Below are 22,829 nucleotides of genomic sequence, written 5' to 3' on the forward strand. Positions count from 1 at the left end.
TCCGATGTCGTCGGGCTCGGGGGTGTCCCGAGGCAGCAGTCCACTGAGTACATTCCGGGGGCGACGATGGGCGACGATGCTCGCTAGGAGCCCTGTCGATCCAGGATCGCTCGGACACCCGCGACCAAACGACTCGCCCGTTCGTCGTCCACCACCTGAAGGTCGGTCGTGACGAACGCGAACGCCACTTCGCTGTCTCGGTCCGCGAACGACAGTTGACCTCCTGCTCCGCCGTGGCCGAACGACGACGCTCCCAGCAGGGGCATCGGCTCGGAAGGAACGTGGAACCCGGTGCCCCAGGACTCGAAACCCGCGCCGGGAAGGCTCCAGAGCGGAGCCCCCACCGAGAGTGGCCGTGTCATGTCGTCGAGGGTCGACTTCGTCACGGGCCCTCGCGCGCGGGAGCCGACGATGGCATCCGACCAGAGAGCCGCAACGCCGCGCGCCGTACCGATCCCGAGGCCGGCGGGGATCGTGGCTCTGTGAAGCCTCGGGTCGTTCAGCCCCGTGCCCGCGGTCGCGATCTCCGGAGGGAAGACCTGGCCGAGCGTGAACGTCCGCATGAGTTCGCGCGCGTGAGGGACGAACTCCGGAAGCTCGAGCCGGAAGCTGGGCTCGGGGACCAGGGTCGACACGTGCGCCTGTTCCGCCTCGGGAAGGCCGACCCACACCTGCGCCCCCACGGGAGTGCCGAGGACCTCCTGGAAAAGCGTCGAGAAGTCGGTTCCCGTGACGCGCTGAACCACCTCGCCGACGAGCCAGCCCAGGGTGAAGGCGTGGTACTGGTGCGCCGTCCCGGGAGTGAAGAGCGGCGCCTGCCTCGCCAGCTTCTCGACGACGGGCGTCCAGGCGACGACGTCGTCGATCGACAGGTCTTCAACCGGGTACGACAGGCCCGCCCGGTGAGCCATCACCGTCCGAAGGGTGATGGCTCCTTTGCCCTGCTGAGCGAACTCCGGCCAGGAGTTCGACACCGGCTCGTCGAGATCGAGGAGTCCGTCGTCGACCAGCCGCGCCACCAGCAACGACATGAGGCCCTTCGTCATCGAGAAGAGGACAGTCGTCGTGTCCGCGCCCCACGGCAGACCGGTCGCGGCATCTGCGAAGCCACCCCAGAGGTCGACCACCTGTGCACCGCCTTGCATGATGCTGAGCGCGGCGCCGCCTCGCACGCTCGAGGCCAGCGTGTCGTCGAACAGAGAGCCGACGGCTTCCCATCCGGGAGCGACCGTTCCGAGCGGCTGGCTGTTCTTGCCGAGAGGTGCGAGGCCGTCTTCGTGAATCATGGTCTTCTCCGTCGATGTGTCGTGGGGCCGCCCGGCGTCGAGACGTAAATCCATGTCGCCCTGGGCCTGGCCCGCTCCGTGGACGTCAGCAAGCCGGGCTCCATCGGAACCTAATACGTGTTAGTCGTTATGTGCGAACATATGCCGAAGCGAGGCCGACCGCAAGCAGTCCCAGGAAGTCCACGGCGAGCCCGCTGGGGACGCCGACACGTCCCGCGCCGATCACTCACCCGCCACGGGCGCATCCAGGTCGGACAGGTCGAGGACGAATCGGTAGCGGACGTCTCCGACGGCGAGTCGATCGAGAGCGGTCTCGACTTCGGCCGACGGGACGACCTCGACGTCTGCCGCGATGCCGTGGTCGGCGCAGAACTGGAGCATCTCGGCCGTCTGCCGGAGCCCACCGGTACCCGACGAGGTGAGCGTCTTGCGCCCGGCGCCGAGCTCGACGAGTCGAGGTCCGACCAGAAGGGGTTGCCGAGGACGCAGAGCGTGCCGTCGAGCCCGAGCATGCCGATCAGAGGCGTGAGTTCGTGATCACTCGAGATGGTGTCGAGGATGAAGTCGAAGCGCCCTCGCGCTGCCGCCACCTGTGTCTCGTCGCTGCTGACGAGGAGATCCGCGGCTCCCAGACTCAGGGCATCCTGCTCCTTGTCGCTGGTGCGGCTGAGGACGGTGACCTCCGCTCCGAGCGCCGCGGCGATCTTCACGGCCAGGTGGCCGAGACCGCCCAGCCCTGCGACCGCGATCCGGCTCCCGTCGCCGACCCCGGCCGCCCTCATCGGCTCCCAGACGCTGATTCCTGCGCAGAGGAGCGGCGCTGCGGCGGCGGAATCGAGCCCGTCGGGCAGGCGGAAGAGGAACGTCTCGCGGGCGACGTACTCACGGCTGTAAGCGCCCAGCGTGGGCGTGCCGTCGATTCGATCGACTCCGCCGTAGGTCGTGGTCGGGCGGTTGTAGCAGTAATTCTCCTGTCCGACGAGGCACATGGCACATTCACCGCAGGAATCGACGATGGTGCCGATCGCGACCGCATCCCCGATCGCGAATCCGGTGACAGCGGAGCCGATCTCGGTGACGACGCCGGTCGCCTCGTGCCCGGGGACGAGATCTTTCTCGCCGAGCATCCCGTGAATGCGATGAAGGTCGCTGTGGCAGACGCCGCAGAAATCGATGCGCACGGCGACGTCGTCGTCGCGGACATCTCGACGCTCGATCACAACACGGGTGAGTCGGTTCGTCTCGGGGTCCAGGCTCTGCCAGCCGGTCGTGGTTCTCATGGTTCGTCCAATCGTAAAACGGAATAGAGCTTCACTATAAGCCGAAGATGAACTGATCTTCCGTTTTGATAGGCTTTGAGCATGGAATCCGAATCGAGCCCCGCGGCATCGCGCGCGCCGCGGCGGGATGCCCTGCGCAACGACGCGATCGTCGTCGCGGCAGCTCGAAAAGTCTTCGGCGAGCAGGGTCCGACAGCGAGCATGGAGGCCATCGCCGCGCAGGCCAGCCTCGGGGTCGGCACGATCTATCGCCGATTCGCAGGCAAAGAGGCCCTCCTCTCGGCCATCGCACAGCTGTTTGCCGAAGAGATGGACGAAGCCGCCGCCGCGGCCCTCGCTGAATCCGATCCCGGCGTCGGGCTCGAGCGCTTCCTCGAGTTCGTCGGCACGTTCAACGCCGAGAAGCGTCGTTACGCTGCAGCGCTGACCGATCAGGTGACCGACGACGTGAGCACGCGGACGGTGGAAAGGGTTCAGCTGCTGACGCGAAAGGCCGTGGAATCGGGCGCCCTTGCGCCGGGCGTGACGGGCGAAGACATCAAGGCGCTCATCGTCGCCCTTCGAGGCGTGGTCGCCGTCTCAGCCGACGGCGATGACTCCGCATGGCGGCGGTTCCTCCGCGTGCACCTCGCGGGGCTTCGCTCCGGGACGTGATTCTCGGGATCGCCGACTACCGGATCTCGTAGGTGCCGTCGAGCCGGGCGCGACCGAGGACGTGCCCGGCCATGGCGCGAGCCGCCGCGGCGACCGTGAACTTCTCGGGCAGGTCCGGGCGGCGATCGAGAGCGAAGAGCTGGAACACGTAGGAGTGCGGCCCGTGCGAGGGAATGGGGGCCGGGCCGGCATACCCCAGGCGGCCGAGAGGGCCCTTCCCGTGCGTGAGCCCGTCGATCGGGCTGGGGTTGGCCAGGGCGTTCTCGGGAAGACCCGCTCCAGCAGGATCGATCCCCCTCGCGAGAGCGTGCGTGGCCGGTCGCCTGCCCGGTGCGTCCGCATCCTGAACGATCAGCAGGAGTTCTGCCGTACCGATCGGAGGAGCCGACCACGCGAGGGCGGGCGAGACATTCGCGCCGATGATGTGGCCCCGATGCCGCTCGGGGATCGGGGTTCCCTGGTCGAACGCCGGGCTCGTCAGAGTGAAGTTCTCCGGCGCCTGCAGGTCGAGATCGGCCCAGGCGAGCGTGTCTTGTCCGGCGCGGCGGTTGCGCAGTGCGCGTCCGATGAGGTTGGGCACGTTTCGATTCCTCTTTTTCCTCTGACGTGATCGTCTGCCTCGATCCATCTGATTAGGCATACTAAGGGATTACTTTTAGGTACACTAACTAATCGTGATGGAAGAGACAAGACGTGACAGCGCAGACGCCACGGAGGAGGCCACGCTCAGCGCCCAGGTGCGCGCGACCGTCGGCCGCCTCTACCGCCGCTTTCGAGCGGAACGCCCCGAAGGCGCTCTCGGCGACAAAGCGCTCGAGGTGCTCACCTTCCTCGAAAAGCACGGCCCCCACTCATTGACCGAGCTCAGCGAGATCGGAGAAGTGGCTCCCGCCACGATGAGCCAAAGCGTCAACCGATTGACCTCGGCCGGCTATGCCGTCCGAGCCAAGGATGAAGCGGACCGCCGCAAGGTGCTTTTCCGTGCGACATCCGCGGGCAGAGACCTTGCCGCCGCGACGCGGCTCCAGCGTGACGCGTGGCTCGAGAATGAACTGAGCAGGTTCAGCTCTCGCGATCGAAGCGTGATCGCGAGGGCCTGTGTGCTGTTGCAGAAGGTCGCTGACTCGTAACTCGTGGTCTGCCAAGGGCGAGCAGCCAACGTGAATCGCTGCGACGCCCTCGGCGAAAGCTCGAAGTCGCCGTCCCCTGCGGCGGTCGAGGACGGCGACCTGGAAGGTGGATAAGCGGCGGCGTGCTGACGGGGTGAGTGACACCTGGCCGTAGCTGGTGTCGTCCGGGTTCAGGGTCACGCCGGAAGTCACGAGCTCGTCGATCCGGTCGAACACCTCTGCCGACAGGGTGACGTCGGCGCCGATGAGCTGCGATTCGCAGCTGCTCCATGGTGCGCGGGCCGACGATCGCGGACGTGACGCCGGGGTGGTTGATGACGAACGCGATGGCCATGTCGATGAGCGTCATCCCGTTCGCTTCGGCGAGGAGGGCGAGTTCTTCGACGACGTCGAGCTTGCGCTGGTTCGCGGGGCTTCCCATGTCGAACCGGGCGGCCGGGCGGGCCTTCGAGGCCGGGCGCCGAGGGCGTCCTTCCGCCACTTTCCCGTCAGCCACGCGCCCGAGAGCGGGCTGTAGACGAGCGTGCCCATACCGTACCGCTCGGTCGTGGGAACGATGTCCTCCCCGATGCCGCGGACGAGGATCGAGTAAGGCGGCTGCTCGGTGATGAACTACGACAGGTTTCGGTCACGGGAGGCGGTCTGCGCCTCCACGATCTGGCTGCCGGACTACGACGACGAACCGATCGCCCGGACCTTGCCCTGGGTCACGAGATCGGTGAGAGCGCCGAGCGTCTCTTCGACGTCCGTGGTGTAACTGGGGCGGTGCACCTGATAGAGGTCGATGTAGTCGGTGTCGAGGCGACGCAGGGAGGCCTCGACGGCCTTCATGATGTACTTCCACCAGGACGCCGACCGAGGAGGCAAAGCGTTCAGCAAGCGGACACGGCGCGGAAAGAAAAAGCCCCGCGGCCATAGCTGCGGGGCTTCTTCGGTGCTGCTGTACTGCGGCACTGTGAGTGCTGCACTGTCTCAACCAGTTCTTTGCTTCACGAGCTGTGCGCTTCGCGAACTGTGCGCCTGGAGGGACTCGAACCCCCAACCTTCTGATCCGTAGTCAGATGCTCTATCCGTTGAGCTACAGGCGCGAAATACAGGCCGAATGGCCAGAGGAAACATTACACGAGGGCGGGCAGGGGCGCGAATCGGGGCCGGGGCGACGTGATCCTGCGATCGGGATCTGTGAACTGGCAATGCGTCTGCTCACCGGGCTTTGGCGGGCGGGACTGAGCCACTTGTCAGGAGGGGTGCGATTGGATTGGACGGTGAACGCCACCACTGTCTCCGCCTCGACGACGGTCCGCCGTCAGGTGCCGACCCGGTGGGTACTGACCAGCGTGGCTTCGGTGGTCGCCCTGGGTGGCGTGTACACGCTCGCCGTGCTGACGAAGCCCGGCCAAGAGATCGAAGACTCGATCCTTCGCTCGGTCGACGGGGGCACGCTCCTCAAGTCGGGCCGCGCCCTCGACGCCATCTCGATTCCCGCGATCCTCGTCGTGGTGGGCGTCGTGGTCCTGATCGCCTTCGTTCGTCGTCGGCCGGGTGCAGCGCTGCAGTCGGCCACGCTGATCGTCGGTGCGATCGCCACGACGCAGATCATCAAGGCCATCGCGCCGCGGCCCGAGCTGACGACGCTCACGCTGAGCAACAGCTTCCCCAGCGGGCACGCGACCATTGCGGTGGCCGGCGTCCTCGCTCTCGCGACCGCTTTCGGTCGGCACCTCCGGCCGCTGATCATGGTCGTCGGCACGGCGTTCGCCGCGCTCGTGGCCGAGCAGACCGTGGCGTACGGCTGGCACCGGGTCAGCGATGTCTGCGGGGCGTGCGCCGTGGTCATGCTGTGGCTCGCGATCGTCCGCAGCGCCGCCGCCGTCTGGTCGAACGACCCGCGCGACACCGTGGGGCGGCGCATGCACGGCTTCACGTCCGGGCTCCTCGGGCTCGCCATGGTCGCAACGCTCGCGGCCGCCGGGGCGATCTTCTCGATCGGCATCGGCTCCGACATGACGCTGACGATGTCGACCGGTCCCGGAGTCCTCGTGGGGGCACGCCTTCTCTCGGCGGGAGTGGTCATCGCGACCGCCTGGCTGGCCTGGAAGCTCGACCGGTCGATCTAGGCACGCCGCTTTGCGTCGGTTCGCCGGGGGCGGGGTGACGCGACGTTGCCCGTTCCGCGTCGGTTGACGCGTCGCCACGCGCACCGGCACGGCACGGCACCGCACGGCACCGCACCGCACCGCACCGACCCGCTAGTGCGACTCCACCCCGAACAGCAGCCCGAGCCCGTACGTCACCGCGGCCGCACCGAACCCGATCGCGAGCTGGCGGAGTGCCCGGCGGAGCGGCGACGTTCCCGACAGCAGCCCGACGACGGCGCCGGTGCCGAGCAGCGCCAGCCCGACGAGGACCGCCGCGACGACGATGGCCGCGAGGCCGGTCGCCCCGAAGAGGATCGGGATCAGCGGGATGATCGCGCCCGAGGCGAAGAAGAGGAAGCTCGAGACGGCCGCACCCAGCCCGGAGCCGATGGCCTCGTGCTCATCGGCAGCCACTGTCTCGGCGGCCTCGGCGTCGGCCGGCGAGAGCACCGGCGCGAGCGAGGCGGGCAGAGGCACCGCTCCGGTGCGCACCTGCAGCGCCGCGAGCACCTCCTTCGCGTGGTCTGCGGCAGCCGTCGGATCCATGCCGCGAGCGCGATAGACGAGTTCGAGCTCGTTGGCGTCGACGTCGAGGTGGGGCAGCACCTCCTGCGCCTCCGGGTCGGGGGTCGACGCGGCGAGCAGCTCGCGCTGCGAGGTAACCGACACGTATTCTCCGGCGCCCATCGAGAGCGCCCCGGCCAGCAGACCCGAGAGTCCGGTCACGAGGACGACGGTGTGCGAAGCACCGGAAGCACTGACCCCCAGGATCAGCGCGAGGTTCGAGACGAGACCGTCGTTCGCTCCGAAGACGGCCGCGCGGAAGGTGCCCGACAGGCGCGAGCGTCCGCGCTCGGCGAGCCCGCGGACGACCTCGCCGTGGATGCGCTCGTCGGCCGCCATGGCATCGGTGGCGTCGGCGTCGGTGGCGTAGGGCGACCGGCCCTCGGCGCCCTGGACCAGCGCCAGGACGAAGACGGAGCCGAAGCGACGAGCGAGCAGCCCGAGGATTCGCGTGCGGAGATCGGTGCCGACCGGCCGCCCGACGCGCTCACCCAGCAGATCGCGCCAGTGCTGCTCGTGCCGGCCCTCCGCTTCGGCGAGCGCCAGCAGGATGTCTCGCTCCTCGCCGGCACGGCGAGCCGCCAGGTCGCGGTAGACGGCGCCCTCGGCCCTCTCGTCGGCGAGGTAACGACGCCAGCGTTTCAGGGCTGCGGCACTCGGTTGGCGCGTGTCGGTCATGGTCTCCAGGCTAGCGCCGGGTCGCCGCCGCCGACTTCGGCCCCCGGGCGCCGGACCATGGCTCCCGAACGCCGAACAGCCGAATAACGACGCGACGCAAAAAATCCTAGGCAGGATCACAGGGTCTTGTTACGTTCAGCCCACGGCCATACCCGATGGCTGAATGGACGTGCGTCCGGGGGAACGAGCGGAGCACGCGGCAAAGACGCCTCGCCACCAAGGGGAAACACTGTGACGCACCACTCCTGGCGGACGGCTCTCGCCGTGCCCGCCGTCGTCTCGCTCGCTTTCGGCGGGGCGCTCCTCGCGGCCGGCCCGGCGCTGGCCACCCCCGCGGAACCCGCCGCGGTAGAGTCCACCGCTTCGGCACCCGCGAGCGCCGCGGCCGAGTCGACAACACCCGCACCGGACGCGGCGACGACCGACCCGTCGTCGGCCCCCGCGGCGCCCCCTGCGGCCGGCGGCCCGGCCTCGTCGCCCGCGGTCGCTGCACCGGCGCCCTCCACGCCTGCACCCGCGCGCTCTGGCGCCGGCGCCACTGGCGCCGTCGCCGGCAAGGCCGCAGCCCAGGCCGACCCGACCCCGACGCAGACCTCTCCGACACCGACCCAGACCGACACGAGCACGCCCGCCCCGACCGACACCAGCACGTCGGCTCCCGCCCCGAGCGACTCGACCACGTCGACACCCACCGACTCGTCGACGGCCGTCGCGGCCGCGAAGTTCGCCGTGAGCACCCCGCCGGACGGCGTGCCGTCCACCACGACGACACCCGTCTTCTCCGGCACCGGCACCCCGGGCTCCACGGTCGAGATCGCCTACATCGGAGCCGGCAAGAAGGTCTTCACGGCCGGATCCGCCACGGTCGGAACCGACGGCACGTGGACGATCACGACCTCGTTCGCCGATCTCGGCCCCGGCATCACCAAGGCCGTCCTCACCGTCGACGAGCTCGACGCGACCGGGGCTCCCGTCTCCGGCGCCACGCCGGTCATCCGCCTCGTGAGCTTCACGAGGCCGCCGGTCCAGGCGCAGGGCGAGAGCATCGTCCTCACGCCCGACTACCCGACCGTCGACGGCGCCAGCACGATCGGCATCGGGCTGGCGACCACCGGCTTCGCGGCGGACGAGTCTCTCGTCGTCACCGTCACCGGCCCGAACGGCAAGGCCGCGGTCTGGGCCGGGAGCGAGACGGCTCCGGTCGCGGACGCCGACGGGGCGTTCTCCGAGTTGATCACGCTTCCCGCGACGGCGACCGGCGGCGAGTACGTCGTCACGGTGACCGGCGCCACCAGCAAGCTCGTCCTCAGCAAGAAGGCGTCCGTCCTCGGCGATCCGACGATCACCTCGCCGACCGCCGGACAAAGGCTCATCGGCACGAAGGTCACGTTCACCGGCACCGGGACGCCCGGCTCGAGCATCGGCCTGGTCGTCGTCCCGACGGGTGAGTTCAAGGCGGCCGAGGCGGCTGCGACGAGTGCTGCATCGGCCGGCGGCGGCTCGTCGACGGCAAAGGCTCCTGCGGCCGCGACGCCCAGCGCAGCCGCGTCGGACCCGACCGGCAGCAGCGACGAGAACATCGTCGTCGGCGCGGCCGGCACCTGGAGCGTCACCGTCACCCTGCCGAAGCCGGGCGACTACACGGCCTTCGCCATCGCCGGTCTCGTCGATGCGGCCGGCGACCCGGTGTCGGACAACACCGGCCTGCCGGTCCTCGCGGGTCCGTCGGCCGACGTCGAGTTCGTGCTCGCCGCGCCGACCATCGTGACGGCGTCGACGACCGGCCAGCAGGAGCTGGCGTTCACCGGCACGAACGCGGCGCCCTACGTGGTCAGCGGGGGTCTCGCGATCCTGCTCGGCGCCGGTCTGCTCTTCGCGACCCGCCGCCGTCGCGAGGACGGCGCCGAGTAGCCGCACAGCACCACCGGAGGGCCCGCCGCGCGCTGCGCCGGCGGGCCCTCGCGCGTGCGCCCGGGAAGCGTGCACCCCCGAAGGTGCCCCCGAAGGTTCACCCCCGAAATCGAAGGGGATTTTCGGAATGGGGCGTGCGGCCATGCGGCTGCGGACGTTTCTGCGCAAAATCCCCTTCGATTTCGGGAGGGGGCGGGGAGGGGGCGGGGCGGGGGAGGGGGCGGGGCGGGGGCGGGGAGGGACCGGAGGCGGCGACAGGGACCGAACGGCAGCGCAAATGCGCCAGGCGTTAGGGAACCGTAAGGGTTCGGCACGCAGGCGTAGGGATATCGCGAGGAGCCCGTGCGGAGCCCTCGCAGAGGTGTCGAATCAGTGCTGGCCCCGCGCAGATCCTCCGCCGGGGCAGCCAGCCCTCGGAATGGAGTCTCCGTGCTCGACATCGTCTACCTGCTCGTCGTGGCGGCCGCCTTCGCGGTCGTCGCCCTCGTCGCAACGGGGGTGGAGAAGCTGTGATCGCCTTCACCGTGATCGCGGCGGTCCTCGCTGTCGCCGCCCTGGGCTACCTCGTGTATGCCCTCGTGAAACCGGAGCGGTTCTAGTGAGCGACACCGTCGCCGGGCTGCTCCAGATCCTGACGCTCGTCGTGATCCTGGTCGTCCTGCACCGCCCCGTGGGCAGCTACCTGGCGTGGATCTACCGGGCGCCGCGCGACTGGCGGCTGGAACGCGGCTTCTATCGCCTGATCGGCGTCGACTCGAAGGCCGAGCAGACCTGGCGCGCCTATCTGCGCGGCGTGCTGATCTTCTCGGCCGTCGGCGTCGTGTTCGTCTACGTCCTCCAGCGTCTGCAGGCGGTCCTCCCCTATTCGCTCGGCTTCCCGGCGATCCCGGCCGGCCTCTCCTTCAACACGGCCGCGTCGTTCGTCACGAACACGAACTGGCAGTCGTACTCCCCGACGTCACCATGGGCTATGCGGTGCAGCTCGGCGGCCTCGTGGTGCAGAACTTCGTGTCGGCGGCCGTGGGAATCGCCGTCGCGGTCGCGCTGATCCGCGGCTTCGCGCGAGTGCGGTCGGGCGCGCTCGGCAACTTCTGGGTCGACCTGACCCGCGGGATCCTGCGCCTGCTCCTCCCTGTGGCGTTCGTCGCCGCGATCCTGCTCGTTCTCGGGGGTGTGATCCAGAACGTCAACGGGTTCACCCACGTCTCGACGCTCACCGGCGGCACGGCCGCCATCCCGGGCGGACCGGTGGCCTCGCAGGAGGCGATCAAGATGCTCGGCACCAACGGCGGCGGCTTCTTCAACGCCAACTCGGCGCACCCCTTCGAGAACCCGACGGCCTGGACCAACCTCGTCGAGATCGTCTTGATGCTCCTGATCCCGTTCTCCCTTCCGCGAGCGTTCGGGCTCCTGGTCGGCGACAAGCGCCAGGGCAACGCGATCGTGGCGGTCATGGCCAGCATCTTCGCTCTCTCGCTCGCGGCGATGACCGCCTTCGAGCTGAGCGGTGCCGGGACGGCGACGAAGCTCGCAGGATCGGCGATGGAGGGTAAAGAGGACCGCTTCGGCATCTGGGGATCGACCCTGTTCGCGACCTCCACCACCCTCACGTCGACGGGCGCCGTCAACTCGGCGCACGACTCGTTCACGTCGCTCGGCGGCATGATGGCGCTCCTCAACATGATGTTCGGCGAGGTGGCACCCGGCGGCACCGGATCCGGCCTCTACGGCATGCTGATCCTGGCCGTCATCACCGTGTTCATCGCGGGGCTGCTGGTCGGTCGCACGCCGGAGTACCTCGGCAAGAAGATCGGGCCGCGCGAGATCAAACTCGCCTCGATCTACATCCTGATCACGCCGACGCTCGCCCTCGCGGGCACGGCCCTGAGCTTCGCGATCCCCGGCGTTCGCGCGTCGGTGACGGGCACGTCGATCTGGAATCCGGGACTGCACGGCCTGACCGAGGTGCTGTACGCGTTCACCTCGGCGGCGAACAACAACGGCTCGGCCTTCGCGGGCATCACCGCGAACACCCCGTGGATGAACACGTCCCTCGGCGTCGTGATGCTGCTCGGCCGCTTCCTGCCGATCGTGTTCGTGCTCGCTCTCGCCGGCTCGCTCGCCGCGCAGGACAAGGTACCGGCGACCGCCGGGACCCTGCCCACCCACCGACCCCAGTTCGTCGGCCTCCTCTTCGGGGTGTCCGTCATCGTGACGGCCCTCACCTACTTCCCCGTGCTCGCGCTCGGGCCGCTCGCAGAAGGACTCCAGTAGTCATGTCCACCGTCACCGAAACCAGGGCGCAGGATCCCGCCCCCACTCCCGCCCGCCGGGCGTTCACCGCGAGCCAGCTCGTCGAGGCCCTGCCCGGCGCGTTCCGCAAGCTGAGTCCGCGTGCCATGTGGCACAACCCCGTCATGTTCATCGTCGAGATCGGCGCCGCCTACACGACGGTGCTCGCGATCGCCGCACCCTTCACCGGCGGTCCCGGGACGTCGGGCGGCTCCGTCGTGCCCGGCTCGTTCACCTGGGCCATCGCGATCTGGCTCTGGCTGACGGTGGTGTTCGCGAACCTCGCCGAGTCGGTGGCGGAGGGCCGCGGGAAGGCGCAGGCGGAGAGCCTGCGGAAGACGCGGACCTCGACCTCGGCCGCGCGCGTCCGCGGCTACTCGAGCGACGATGATCCTGGTGCCCTCTCGGCCGCCGTCGACACCGTGTCGAGCGCCGACCTCACCCTCGGCGACACCGTCGTCGTGACAGCCGGAGAGCTGATCCCCGGCGACGGCGACATCGTCTGGGGCATCGCGAGCGTCGACGAGTCGGCCATCACGGGCGAGTCCGCCCCGGTGATCCGCGAGTCGGGCGGCGATCGCAGCGCCGTCACCGGCGGCACGCGCGTGCTCTCCGACCGCATCGTCGTGACGATCACGTCGAAGCCGGGCGAGACCTTCGTCGACCGGATGATCCGGCTCGTCGAGGGCGCGGCACGCCAGAAGACCCCGAACGAGATCGCGCTGAACATCCTGCTCGCCTCGCTCTCGATCATCTTCGTCGTCGTCTGCCTCGTGCTCGACCCGATCGCGTCCTACTCGAACGCGGCGGTCTCGATCCCCGTGCTCATCGCCCTGCTCGTCTGCCTCATCCCGACCACGATCGGCGCCCTGCTCTCGGCCATCGGCATCGCCGGCATGGACCGCCTCGTCCAGCGCAACGTGCTGGCGATGTCGGGCCGCGCGGTCGAAGCGGCGGGCGACGTGACGACCCTGCTGCTCGACAAGACCGGCACCATCACCTACGGCAACCGGCAGGCGGCCTCGTTCGAAGCGCTCGGCGGCATCACGCAGCGCGAGCTGATGGAGGCGGCCGCGACCTCGTCACTGGCCGACCCGACGCCCGAGGGCAAGTCGATCGTCGATCTGGCCGTATCGCTCGGCTACTCGATTCCGGACGCACCCCGCGGCGAGATCGTGCCGTTCACGGCTCAGACGCGCATGTCGGGTCTCGACCTGGCCGACGGGTCGCAGATTCGCAAGGGCGCAGGATCGAGCGTGGTCGGCTGGATCGAGCAGGCCCACCCTCTGGACGGTCGCGTCCGCGACGAGCTCGACGACGCCGTGACGAGCATCTCGAACGCGGGCGGAACGCCGCTGGTCGTCGCCGTCACGAGCGCGGCCGGCGTCGGACGCGTCCTCGGGGTCGTCCAGCTGAAGGACATCGTCAAGGCGGGGCTGTCCGAGCGGTTCGCCGAACTGCGCCTGATGGGCATCCGCACCGTGATGATCACCGGCGACAATCCCCTCACGGCCCGCGCGATCGCGGCCGAGGCCGGCGTCGACGACTTCCTGGCGGAGGCGACGCCGGAGGACAAGCTGGCCCTCATCCGCAAGGAACAGGACGGCGGAAACCTCGTCGCGATGACGGGGGACGGCACGAACGACGCCCCGGCGCTCGCGCAGGCCGACGTCGGTGTCGCGATGAACACGGGCACGTCGGCGGCGAAGGAGGCCGGCAACATGGTCGACCTCGACTCCGACCCGACCAAGCTGATCGACATCGTCCGGATCGGCAAGCAGTTGCTGATCACGCGGGGCGCCCTCACGACGTTCTCGATCGCGAACGACGTGGCGAAGTACTTCGCGATCATCCCCGCGATGTTCGCCGGCATCTTCCCCGGCCTCGGGCTGCTCAACATCATGCAGCTGCACTCGCCCGCGTCGGCGATCCTCTCGGCGATCGTCTTCAACGCTCTCGTGATCGTCTTCCTGATTCCGCTCGCCCTGCGCGGTGTGAAGTACCGGGCGGCGTCGGCCTCGTCGATCCTGTCGCGCAACCTCCTGGTCTACGGCGTCGGCGGCATCGTCGCGCCGTTCATCGGCATCAAGATCATCGACCTCGTCGTCTCGCTGATCCCCGGTTTCTAACCCTCTTCTTCTGGAGCAAAAATCATGAACACACGCACCCTCGCCCGCCAGTGGTGGGTGGCCATCCGGGCCATGCTCGTCTTCACCGTCGTGCTCGGCATCGCCTACACGGCGGCCGTGACCGGCGTCGGCCAGCTGGTGTTTCCGCACCAGGCGAACGGCTCGACGGCCTCGGCCGCCTCCGGTCGAATCGTCGGATCGTCCCTGATCGGGCAGTCGTTCACGTCGCCGTCGGGGAAGGCCCTGCCGGGGTGGTTCCAGTCGAGGCCGTCCGCGGCCGGCAAGGGCTACGACGCCACGGCCTCGAGCGCCTCGAACTACGGGCCGGATTCACCGGACCTCGTCGCCGCCGTGAAGGCGCGGCGCGCTGCCGTCGCGGCTTCGGACGGCGTGCCGCTCTCGCGGGTGCCCGCGGACGCCGTGACCGCCTCGGGATCCGGCCTCGACCCCGACATCAGCCCCGCCTACGCGCTGCTCCAGGTCGACCGAGTCGCTCACACCCGAGGGCTCTCGACGTCGGTTGTCCACAAGCTGGTGGAATCGAAGATCGAGGGCCGCGAAGCCGGTTACCTTGGGGAGCAGACGGTCAACGTGCTCGAGCTCAACATCGCTCTCGCTTCGCTCTCGCGCTGATTCATCCAAAGACCGATTCGTCGAAGAACTGAGAGGCACAGCATGAAGAGGGGACGGCTTCGGGTCCTGCTCGGCGCCGCCCCCGGCGTCGGCAAGACGTACGCGATGCTCGAAGAGGGCGCGCGGCTGGCCGCCGAGGGGCGCGACGTGGTCGTGGCCGTCGTCGAGACCCACGGGCGCGTGGCCACCGCGGCGCTCGTCGAAGGGCTCGAGGTCGTTCCCCGGGCCGTCCACTCGCACCGCGGCCTCGAGCTCGACGAGCTCGACCTCGACGCAGTGCTGGCCCGACACCCCGACGTGGCCCTGGTCGACGAGCTGGCCCACACCAACGCCCCCGGCAGCCGGCACGACAAGCGCTGGCACGACGTCGACAGCCTCCTCGAGGCGGGTGTCGACGTCATCTCGACGGTCAACGTTCAGCACATCGAGTCGCTGTCCGACGTCGTCGAGCAGATCACCGGGGCTCCACAGCGCGAGACGATCCCTGACGCCGTGCTGCGGGGCGCCGACCAGATCGAGGTGATCGACCTCGCCCCGCAGGCCCTCCGCGACCGCCTCGCCGAGGGCAACGTCTACCCGGCGGCGCGCATCGACGCCGCCCTGTCCAACTACTTCCGGCTGGGCAACCTCACAGCCCTCCGCGAGCTGGCCCTGCTGTGGCTGGCCGACGAGGTCGACTCGGCGCTCAAGGCGTACCGGGCCGAGCACGGCATCGACAACAAATGGGAGGCCCGCGAGCGCGTCGTGGTCGCCCTCACCGGCGGCCCCGAGGGCGAGACCCTGATCCGCCGCGGAGCCCGTATCGCAGCTCGCTCGTCCGGCGGCGAGCTGATCGTGGTGCACGTCAGCCGCCAGGACGGCCTCGCCGACGCGCACCCCGGTGCGCTGGCCGCCCAGCGTACCCTCGCCGAGAAGCTCGGCGGCAGCTACCACCAGGTCCTCGGCGACGACATCCCCCGCACGCTGGTCGAATTCGCGAAGTCCCAGAACGCCACGCAGCTCGTCATCGGCGTCAGCCGCCGAGGCCGGATCGCCGCGGCCCTCACCGGCCCCGGCATCGGCGCCACCGTCATCCGCGAGTCGGGCGTCATCGACGTGCACATCGTCACGCACTCGCACGCCGGAGGCACCTTCACGCTGCCGCGCATCGGCGGCTCGCTCACCCTCGCGCGTCGCGTCGTCGGCTTCATCCTCGCCCTTGCGCTCGGGCCTCTGGCCACCCTCCTGCTGGTGAGCCTGCGTTCCCCGAGTCCCTCACCAGCGACGTGCTCGCGTTCCAGCTCGTCGTCGTCGTCGTCGCCCTCGTCGGTGGCATCTGGCCGGCTCTGTTCGCCGCCGTCCTGTCCGGCTTCACGCTCGACTTCTTCTTCGTCGAACCCCTGCACAGCATCACCATCGCCAGGCCGCTGCACCTCCTCGCCCTCGGGCTCTACGTCGTGAACGCCCTGCTGGTCAGCTACGTCGTCGACCAGGCAGCCCGGCGCACGCGCTCGGCGGCGAGGGCCCTCGCCGAATCCGAGCTGCTGGCCACCATCGCCGGGAGCGTGCTCCGCGGGCAGGACGCCCTCGAAGCCCTGCTCGCCCGCACGCGGGAGGCCTTCGGCCTGTCCCGCGTCGCGGTCTCGACAGACGGCGAGCTCGTGTCGGCGTCGGGCACGGCGTCCGCGGGCGATCCCGTCACCACGGTGCCGTCGGGCGAGCACTCGGTCATCGAGCTGCACGGTCCCGAGCTGGCGCTCGACGACCGCCGCCTCTTCGCCGTCATCGCCGCTCAGATCGACGCCGCCCTCGAGCACAGCGCGCTCGCGCGCACGGCCGAAGAGGTGGCACCGCTGGCCGCGGCCGACCAGATGCGCACCGCGCTCCTGGCGGCCGTCGGGCATGACCTCCGCCGCCCGCTCGCGAGCGCCACCGCCGCCGTCAGCGGCCTCCGGTCTCCCGGCATGGTGCGGTCCGAGGCCGACCGAGACGAACTCCTCGCCACGGCACAGGAGAGCCTCGACTCGCTGGCCACGCTCGTCACGAACCTCCTCGACGTCAGCCGCGTCCAGGCCGGGGTGCTCGCAGTGTCGATCGACCGGGTCGACGTCGACGACGTGATCCTGGGCTCTCTCGACGAACTGGACCTGGGGCCCGACGAGGTCGAGCTCGGCCTCGGCGACGACCTGCCGCCTGCCCTCGCCGACGTGGTCCTGCTCCAGCGGGTGGTGGTCAACCTCCTCGACAACGGGCTCCGCTACTCGCCCCTCGGCTCGCGAGTCCGGGTGTCGGCCTCCGGCTTCGCCGACCGCATCGAGATCCGCGTGGCCGACCACGGCCCCGGCATCACGGCCGAGCGACGCGACCAGGTCTTCGTCCCCTTCCAGCGGCTCGGCGACACCGACAACACGACCGGCCTCGGCCTCGGCCTGGCCTTGTCGAAGGGCTTCACCGAGGGTATGGGCGGCACGCTCACAGCCGACGACACCCCCGGCGGCGGCCTCACCATGGTCGTGTCGCTGCCTGCTGCCGCCTCGCCGTCGGTTCCGGTCACATCGCCTGGCGCGGCCGCTCGGCCTGGCGCGGCCGCTCGGCCCGGCGCGGCCGCCGCCCCTGCCACGCCTGCTTCGCCCGCTCAGCCCGACGCGGCCGCTCGGCCCGCTCGGCCCGGCGCGGCCGCTCGGCCCGGCGCGGCCGCCGCGCCTGCCACGCCTGCTTCGCCCGCTCAGCCCGCTCGGCCCGCTCGGCCCGCTCGGCCCGGCGCGGCCGCTCGGCCCGGCGCGGCTGCTCGGCCCGGCGCGGCCGCCGCCCCTGCCACGCCTGCTTCGCCCGCTCGGCCCGCTCGGCCCGCTCGGCCCGCTCGGCCCGCTGCGCCCACGTCCCCCACTTCGCAGGAGGGCACTTCGTGAAGATCCTCATCGCCGACGACGACCCCCAGATCATCCGCGCGCTCAAGGTCACCCTCGGGGCGTCCGGCTACGACGTCATCACGGCGGCCGACGGCGCCTCCGCTCTCGGTGAGGCGATCGCCCACCACCCCGACGTCGTCATGCTCGACCTCGGCATGCCGAAGCTCAACGGCATCGAGGTGATCGAGGGCCTCCGCGGCTGGTCGCACGTGCCGATCCTCGTGGTCTCCGGCCGTACCGGCGCCGCCGACAAGGTCGACGCCCTCGACGCCGGCGCCGACGACTACGTCACCAAACCTTTCGCGATGGACGAACTCCTCGCCCGCATCCGCGCCCTCACCCGCCGCGTCGTCGCCGCCCCCGACTCCCCCGCCGTCCGCTTCGGCGACGTGGCCGTCGACTTCGCCGCGCACACCGTCACCCGCACCACGGCCGAGGGCGGCTCGATCCGGCTCACCCCCACCGAGTGGCGGCTGCTCGAACTCCTCGTCCAGAACCCCGGCAAGCTCATCACCCGCGAGGCGATGCTCACGCAGGTCTGGGGCCAGGGCCACAGCCGCGACACCGGTTATCTCCGCCTCTACCTCGCCCAACTCCGCAAGAAGCTCGAGCCCGTCCCCGCCAGCCCGCGCTACCTCGTCACCGAGCAGGGCATGGGCTACCGGTTCGTGCCCGAGTAGCCGCGCTGCCGCTTCACGCCCGGGCAATCTGACGCGGTTCGCCCCAGACGCCGCACCGCGACCCTGCGACACCGCCCGATCCACATCGGCCTGCCGCCGCCGTGACCCAATCCACACCGGCCTGCCGGCGCCGCGGCCCGACCCACATCGGCCTGCCGCCACCGCGGCCCGACCCACATCGACCTGCCGGCGCGGCGACCCGATCTACATCGGCTTGCCGCCACCGCGACCCGATCTACTCGGGCCTGCCGGCGCCGCGACCGCGAGCGTCCGGGAGGTCCAGACTGGAGGCGTGCGATTCGTGGGCGTCGACCTGGCCTGGGGCGAGGGGTCGCCGACGAAACCCGCCAATGAGACCGGCCTCTGCGTCATCGACGCCGACGGCAGCGTCCTCGAGGCCGGCTGGGCCCGCGGCATCGACGCCGTCGCCGCTTGGATCCTCGACGCGGCCGGCCCCGGCGGCGCCGCCGTCGCCATCGACGCCCCGCTCGTCGTGCCCAACGCCACGGGCATGCGCGAGTCCGAGAAGCAGGTCGGTCGCGCGTACGGACGCTGGAGGGTGTCCGCCAACGCGAGCAACCAGGCCCTGAAGTGGCTCGGGGGCGTGACGCTGCGCGACCGCCTCGAGGGCGCAGGATTCCGTGTCGTCTCGGGGGTCGATGATCCTGCGCCCCTCGATCGCGTGATGTTCGAGTGCTATCCGTACACGACCCTCGTGGGCGTCGAGGAGCTCGGCTACGACGACGAGCGCCCGCGCTACAAGCGGCTCCCGCGCGGGGCGGCGCCGGCGGCGGCACGAGCGGCTCGCGCGCTCGCGACGGACGAGCTGGTGCGACGGCTTCGACGCTTGGAGGACTTCGACCCTCCGCTGTTCCTCGGGTCGAATCCCGTCACGCAGCAGCTGCTCGACGCGCCCGCGCCCCTCGCCGGGCCGGCCCACAAACATCGCGAGGACCTCATCGACGCGGCCATCTGCGCCTGGACGGCAGCTCTGTGGCAGCGGCACGGGTGCGCCCGCGTGCAGATCCTCGGAAGGAAAGAGCCCCGGGATGCCGCGGGTCGCCCGCCCACGATCGTCGCGCCCGCGCGGGCGTCCCAGCGCCTGCCGTAGTCTGCGGCCGGCTCACGTGCCTGCCCCGCCTGCGCGCGCCTCCCCACCTGTGCCCTCCTCCCGAAATCGAAGGGGATTCTCGCTCGGCGGGGCAATCCTGGCGGCAGAACGGCCCGCCGTCCGAAAATCCCCTTCGATTTCGGGAAGGGAGAGGGAAGGGGAGGGGGAAGGGGAGGGGGGGGAGGGGGAGCGGGAGGGGACGGGGACGGGGGAAGAGCAGAAGCGCAGGACGACAGCACGCAGGCTAGAGCACCTTCGACATCTCCCACTCGCGGCCGCCGGGAGCGAGCTCGTAGTCGAGGCGACGGCCGGTGTCGACGAAGCCGTGGCGCTCGTAGAACCGGATGGCCCGAGGGTTCTCCTCGTGGACGTGTAGCGCAAGCGAGCCGTCGAAGCCACGCGCCCAGCCCTCGACCTCGGCGAGCAGCCGGTCGGCCACCCCGATCGACGCCCCGCGGAACGCCGGCGCGACGAACACGCCCACCAGCAGGGGCGCTCCCGTGGTCGGCAGGTACCCGCCCATCGTGCCCACCCACTCGAGCGTCGCGTCGTCGATGGCCACGAAGGACGCCGAGCGGGGTTCCTGTCCGCGACGCCCCCGCATCCGCCACTCGGGCTCGGCGAGGCGCAGCGCGTGTTCCAGGGTCTCGCCGTATGCGATCGGGGTGTCTTCGAGCATCTGGAACCGGAGCGTTCGCACCTCGCGCCAGTCTTCTTCGGTGACGGAGCGGATGGTGACGGTGCTGCTGCGCATGCTCCAAGCCTAGGTGGGCCGCTCGCTAGGCCGACACCCGCGACCGCAACAGCGTGAACGACGCGTCGCGCACGATGAGCGTCGTCACCGGCGGCGCCACCTGCTGCTCGGGGTCGCTCGACAGCGCGAGCTCCCAGTCGCCGAACGGGGCGGGCGGCACCGTGAACTCCACGCCGTTGTGCGCCGCGTTCATCAGGAGCGCGAACGTGTCGGATCCCTCGTGTCCGAGGAGGAAGAGCACGGCGCGGTTCTCGGGATCCTGCCAGTCCTCGTCCTCGAAGGCCCGTGCGTCGGCGCGCAGTACCTGGACCGTCCGCAGCGACGACACCGAGGGGTCGGTGCGGAACCACAGCGGCCGAAGAGCCGGCGCCGAGCGACGCAGCTCGATCAGGGCGGTCGTGAACGACAGCAGCCCGGTGTCGACCGACGCCCAGTCGAACCAGGAGACCTCGTTGTCCTGGCAGTAGGCGTTGTTGTTCCCGCCCTGGGTGCGGCCGATCTCGTCGCCACCGAGCAGCATCGGCACGCCGGCCGAGAGCAGCACCGTCGCGAGCAGGTTGCGCTGCTGCCTGCCGCGCCAGTCGAGCACGGCCGGATCGTCGGTGGCGCCCTCGACCCCGCCGTTGAACGACGCGTTGTTGCTCTCGCCATCGTTGTTGTCCTCGCCGTTCGCCTCGTTGTGCTTCTCGCTGTACGACACGAGGTCGCGAAGGGTGAAGCCGTCGTGCGCCGTGACGAAGTTGACGGAGGCCAGCGGTGAGCGCCGGTCGGCCTGGTAGACGTCGGGGCTGCCCATGACGCGCTGCGTGAACGTGCTCAGCACGTCTCCCGAACCCCAGTACTCGCGGGTGTCGTCGCGGAACTTTCCGTTCCACTCCGACCAGTCCGCCGGGAACCCGCCGACCTGGTAGCCGGCGGTGTCCCACGGCTCGGCGATGAGTTTGACCGGCTGGAGCACGGGATCCTGGTGGCACAGGTCGAGGAACGCCGAGTGCTTCTCCGCGTCGCCGTCCTGGCGGGTGAGCGTGGTCGCGAGGTCGAAGCGGAAACCGTCGACGTGCATCTCGGTGACCCAGTACCTGAGACTGTCCAGGATCAGCCGCAGCGCCGCCGGGTGCCCCACGTTCACGCTGTTCCCCGTCCCGGTGGTGTCGAAGTAGTGCCCGCGGTCGCCGTCGACGAGCCGGTAGTACGAACCGTTGTCGATCCCCTTGAACGACAGTGTCGGCCCCTGATGGTTCCCCTCCGCCGTGTGGTTGAACACCACGTCGAGGATGACCTCGAGGCCGGCTGCGTGCAGCGCCTTGACCATCGTCTTGAACTCGGCGACCTGCTCGCCGGACTGCCCCGACGAGCTGTACTCGTTGTGCGGCGCGAAGAAGCCGATCGTGTTGTAGCCCCAGTAGTTCCGGAGCCCCTTGTCTTCGAGGTTGTCGTCCTGGACGAACTGGTGGATCGGCAGCAGCTCGACGCTGGTGACGCCCAGATCGGTCAGGTGCTTGATGGCCGCAGGATGCGAGAGCCCCGCGTACGTTCCCTGGATCTCCGCGGGGACCTCCGGGTGCAGCTTCGTGAACCCTTTCACGTGCACCTCGTACACGACGGTCTCGTCGAGCGGCACCCGCGGAGCCTCGTCGCCCTCCCAGTCGAACGAGGCGTCGGTGACGATGCAGCGCGGCATCGATGCAGCCGAGTCCTCCTCGTTGCTCGTCTCCTGCGATGAGAAGTCGTGGGAGAACAGCGCCTGGCCCCACGCGTAGCCGCCCTCGATCGCACGCGCGTGCGGGTCGAGCAGCAGCTTGGCGACGTCGTGTCGGAGCCCGTTCGCAGGATCCCAGGGGCCGTCGACCCGGAGGCCGTAGCGGGTTCCGGCTTTCACCCCGGCGACGAAGCCGTGGAACACGTGGCCCGTTCGCTGATCGAGTGCCGTCCGGGTCTCCGATCCTGCGTCGTCGAACGAGCAGAAGTACACGACGGTGGCGGTCTCGGAGTACACCGCGACGGCGACACCGTCGCCTGTGACGCGGACACCGAGCGGATAGGGGTACGAGGTGGTCATGTGTCAGTTCTACGGGCTGTCACCTGTGCACGCCCGAGGCTGTCCCCCGATAGCCTCGACGGGTGCCTTCCCCCACGCCGCTGCGCATCGCGCTGGTCTGCCTCCACACCTCGCCGGCCTCCGATCCCGGCATCGGCGACGCCGGCGGCATGAACGTCGTCGTGCGCAACCAGGCGGTCGCCCTCGGAGCCCTCGGCCACACCGTCGACGTGCTGACCAGGCGGTCGTCGACCGAGCAACCGGCCGAGACCGAGCTCGGCGAGAACGTGACGCTGCGCTTCCTCGACGCAGGACCCCCTCACCTCAGGCCAAGGGCGCCCACGAAGAGTACGTCGACGACTTCCGGGCGGCGATGGAGCCCTTCGGGCCCTACGACATCGTGCACTCGCACCACTGGTTCTCCGGGATGGCGGCGCTGCCCTTCGCGCGGGAGCGCGGCCTTCCGCACCTGCAGAGCTTCCACTCGATCGCCGCCGACCACAGCACGCCGCTGTCGGACGGCGAGCGGCCGGAGTCGCCCGGGCGCCTGGCCGGCGAAGCGTGGCTCGCTCGAGAATCCGACGCCGTCATCGCCATCAGCGCGGCCGAAGCCGAGACCGTCGTGCAGCGCCTCGGCGGTGACGCCGAGCGCGTCCGCGTCGT

At 70.1% G+C, this 22,829-nt stretch carries 18 protein-coding genes, 1 tRNA gene and 3 pseudogenes; 13 read left to right on the forward strand and 9 right to left on the reverse strand.

From position 1 onward, the window contains the following. Positions 1 to 83 precede the first annotated feature (83 nt). Together QUE79_RS00815 and QUE79_RS00820 are read right to left on the reverse strand one after the other, a co-directional pair. The gene (locus tag QUE79_RS00815; RefSeq protein WP_286344991.1) at positions 84 to 1,286 is read right to left on the reverse strand and encodes a serine hydrolase domain-containing protein; all 1,203 of its coding nucleotides are present in this window, start codon (positions 1,284 to 1,286) and stop codon (positions 84 to 86) included. Positions 1,287 to 1,396: 110 nt separating this feature from the next. Continuing rightward, positions 1,397 to 2,566, reverse strand: coding sequence for an NAD(P)-dependent alcohol dehydrogenase (locus tag QUE79_RS00820; RefSeq protein ID WP_286344992.1), 1,170 nt, complete (start codon positions 2,564 to 2,566; stop codon positions 1,397 to 1,399). Positions 2,567 to 2,647: 81 nt separating this feature from the next. Between QUE79_RS00820 and QUE79_RS00825 the strand changes: the two genes are divergently transcribed. Next, complete coding sequence (locus QUE79_RS00825) at positions 2,648 to 3,220, forward strand: TetR/AcrR family transcriptional regulator (protein ID WP_286344993.1); 573 nt, start codon at positions 2,648 to 2,650, stop codon at positions 3,218 to 3,220. Between the two features lie 16 nt (positions 3,221 to 3,236). Here the strand turns inward: QUE79_RS00825 and QUE79_RS00830 are convergent, their stop codons facing one another. After that, a complete protein-coding gene (locus QUE79_RS00830) occupies positions 3,237 to 3,800 on the reverse strand; it encodes a YbhB/YbcL family Raf kinase inhibitor-like protein (RefSeq protein ID WP_286344994.1) in 564 nt (187 codons plus the stop codon). A gap of 97 nt (positions 3,801 to 3,897) precedes the next feature. Here QUE79_RS00830 and QUE79_RS00835 point away from each other — a divergent pair, with 97 nt between their 5' ends. After that, entirely contained in the window at positions 3,898 to 4,350 is a 453-nt protein-coding gene (locus QUE79_RS00835; protein WP_286346809.1) for a MarR family winged helix-turn-helix transcriptional regulator, read from the forward strand. Here the strand turns inward: QUE79_RS00835 and QUE79_RS00840 are convergent. The 3 genes from QUE79_RS00840 to QUE79_RS00850 all read right to left on the reverse strand — a co-directional run bounded on the left by QUE79_RS00840 (position 4,283) and on the right by QUE79_RS00850 (position 5,438). Beyond that, positions 4,283 to 4,771, reverse strand: coding sequence for an aldo/keto reductase (locus QUE79_RS00840; RefSeq protein WP_286346810.1), 489 nt, complete (start codon positions 4,769 to 4,771; stop codon positions 4,283 to 4,285). The two genes, QUE79_RS00835 and QUE79_RS00840, sit on opposite strands and share 68 nt — an antisense overlap. A gap of 248 nt (positions 4,772 to 5,019) precedes the next feature. Further along, on the reverse strand, positions 5,020 to 5,304 hold the full coding sequence (locus QUE79_RS25015; protein WP_350271611.1) for an aldo/keto reductase: 285 nt from the start codon (positions 5,302 to 5,304) through the stop codon (positions 5,020 to 5,022). 61 nt (positions 5,305 to 5,365) lie between these two features. Next, positions 5,366 to 5,438, reverse strand: a tRNA-Arg gene (locus QUE79_RS00850). 177 nt (positions 5,439 to 5,615) lie between these two features. On the opposite strand from QUE79_RS00850, the gene QUE79_RS00855 reads away from it, so the two are divergent. Then, positions 5,616 to 6,467, forward strand: a complete 852-nt coding sequence (locus QUE79_RS00855) for a phosphatase PAP2 family protein (protein ID WP_286344996.1) — start codon at positions 5,616 to 5,618, stop codon at positions 6,465 to 6,467. Positions 6,468 to 6,599: 132 nt separating this feature from the next. On the opposite strand, the gene QUE79_RS00860 is transcribed toward QUE79_RS00855, so the two are convergent. Beyond that, the gene (locus QUE79_RS00860) at positions 6,600 to 7,730 is read right to left on the reverse strand and encodes a VIT1/CCC1 transporter family protein (protein WP_286344997.1); all 1,131 of its coding nucleotides are present in this window, start codon (positions 7,728 to 7,730) and stop codon (positions 6,600 to 6,602) included. A 231-nt stretch (positions 7,731 to 7,961) separates the two neighbouring features. Between QUE79_RS00860 and QUE79_RS00865 the strand changes: the two genes are divergently transcribed. From QUE79_RS00865 to QUE79_RS00905, 9 genes and pseudogenes are all read left to right on the forward strand, one after another. Further along, positions 7,962 to 9,641, forward strand: coding sequence for an LPXTG cell wall anchor domain-containing protein (locus QUE79_RS00865; RefSeq protein WP_286344998.1), 1,680 nt, complete (start codon positions 7,962 to 7,964; stop codon positions 9,639 to 9,641). Positions 9,642 to 10,013: 372 nt separating this feature from the next. Next, the gene (locus tag QUE79_RS00870; RefSeq protein ID WP_286344999.1) at positions 10,014 to 10,154 is read left to right on the forward strand and encodes a hypothetical protein; all 141 of its coding nucleotides are present in this window, start codon (positions 10,014 to 10,016) and stop codon (positions 10,152 to 10,154) included. Beyond that, complete coding sequence (kdpF, locus tag QUE79_RS00875; RefSeq protein WP_286345000.1) at positions 10,151 to 10,240, forward strand: K(+)-transporting ATPase subunit F; 90 nt, start codon at positions 10,151 to 10,153, stop codon at positions 10,238 to 10,240. Before QUE79_RS00870 ends, kdpF begins: the two co-directional genes overlap by 4 nt. Beyond that, positions 10,240 to 11,915 (forward strand): annotated as a pseudogene (gene kdpA / locus QUE79_RS00880) (potassium-transporting ATPase subunit KdpA). Before kdpF ends, kdpA begins: the two are co-directional and overlap by 1 nt. A 2-nt stretch (positions 11,916 to 11,917) precedes the next feature. Beyond that, complete coding sequence (gene kdpB, locus QUE79_RS00885) at positions 11,918 to 14,062, forward strand: potassium-transporting ATPase subunit KdpB (protein WP_286345001.1); 2,145 nt, start codon at positions 11,918 to 11,920, stop codon at positions 14,060 to 14,062. A gap of 24 nt (positions 14,063 to 14,086) precedes the next feature. Beyond that, positions 14,087 to 14,695 (forward strand): potassium-transporting ATPase subunit KdpC, encoded by a 609-nt coding sequence (kdpC, locus tag QUE79_RS00890; protein ID WP_286345002.1) that lies wholly within the window; start codon positions 14,087 to 14,089, stop codon positions 14,693 to 14,695. A gap of 42 nt (positions 14,696 to 14,737) precedes the next feature. Further along, a pseudogene (locus tag QUE79_RS00895) lies at positions 14,738 to 17,229 on the forward strand (ATP-binding protein); the annotation flags it as partial. Between the two features lie 350 nt (positions 17,230 to 17,579). After that, positions 17,580 to 18,263: a response regulator gene (locus QUE79_RS00900; RefSeq protein WP_286345003.1), complete on the forward strand. Its 684-nt coding sequence runs from the start codon at positions 17,580 to 17,582 to the stop codon at positions 18,261 to 18,263. 292 nt (positions 18,264 to 18,555) lie between these two features. Continuing rightward, positions 18,556 to 19,374: a DUF429 domain-containing protein gene (locus tag QUE79_RS00905; protein ID WP_286345004.1), complete on the forward strand. Its 819-nt coding sequence runs from the start codon at positions 18,556 to 18,558 to the stop codon at positions 19,372 to 19,374. 244 nt (positions 19,375 to 19,618) lie between these two features. Here the strand turns inward: QUE79_RS00905 and QUE79_RS00910 are convergent, their stop codons facing one another. Then, positions 19,619 to 20,128, reverse strand: a complete 510-nt coding sequence (locus QUE79_RS00910) for a GNAT family N-acetyltransferase (protein WP_286345005.1) — start codon at positions 20,126 to 20,128, stop codon at positions 19,619 to 19,621. A gap of 25 nt (positions 20,129 to 20,153) precedes the next feature. After that, entirely contained in the window at positions 20,154 to 22,187 is a 2,034-nt protein-coding gene (gene glgX / locus QUE79_RS00915; RefSeq protein ID WP_286345006.1) for a glycogen debranching protein GlgX, read from the reverse strand. On the opposite strand from glgX, the pseudogene QUE79_RS00920 reads away from it, so the two are divergent. Beyond that, positions 22,186 to 22,785, forward strand: a pseudogene (locus tag QUE79_RS00920) (glycosyltransferase); the annotation flags it as partial. The gene glgX and the pseudogene QUE79_RS00920 overlap by 2 nt on opposite strands. Positions 22,786 to 22,829: the final 44 nt, after the last annotated feature.

Origin of the sequence: Frondihabitans sucicola (assembly GCF_030296615.1) — a bacterium.
Classification (GTDB): Bacteria; Actinomycetota; Actinomycetes; order Actinomycetales; family Microbacteriaceae; genus Frondihabitans; species Frondihabitans sucicola.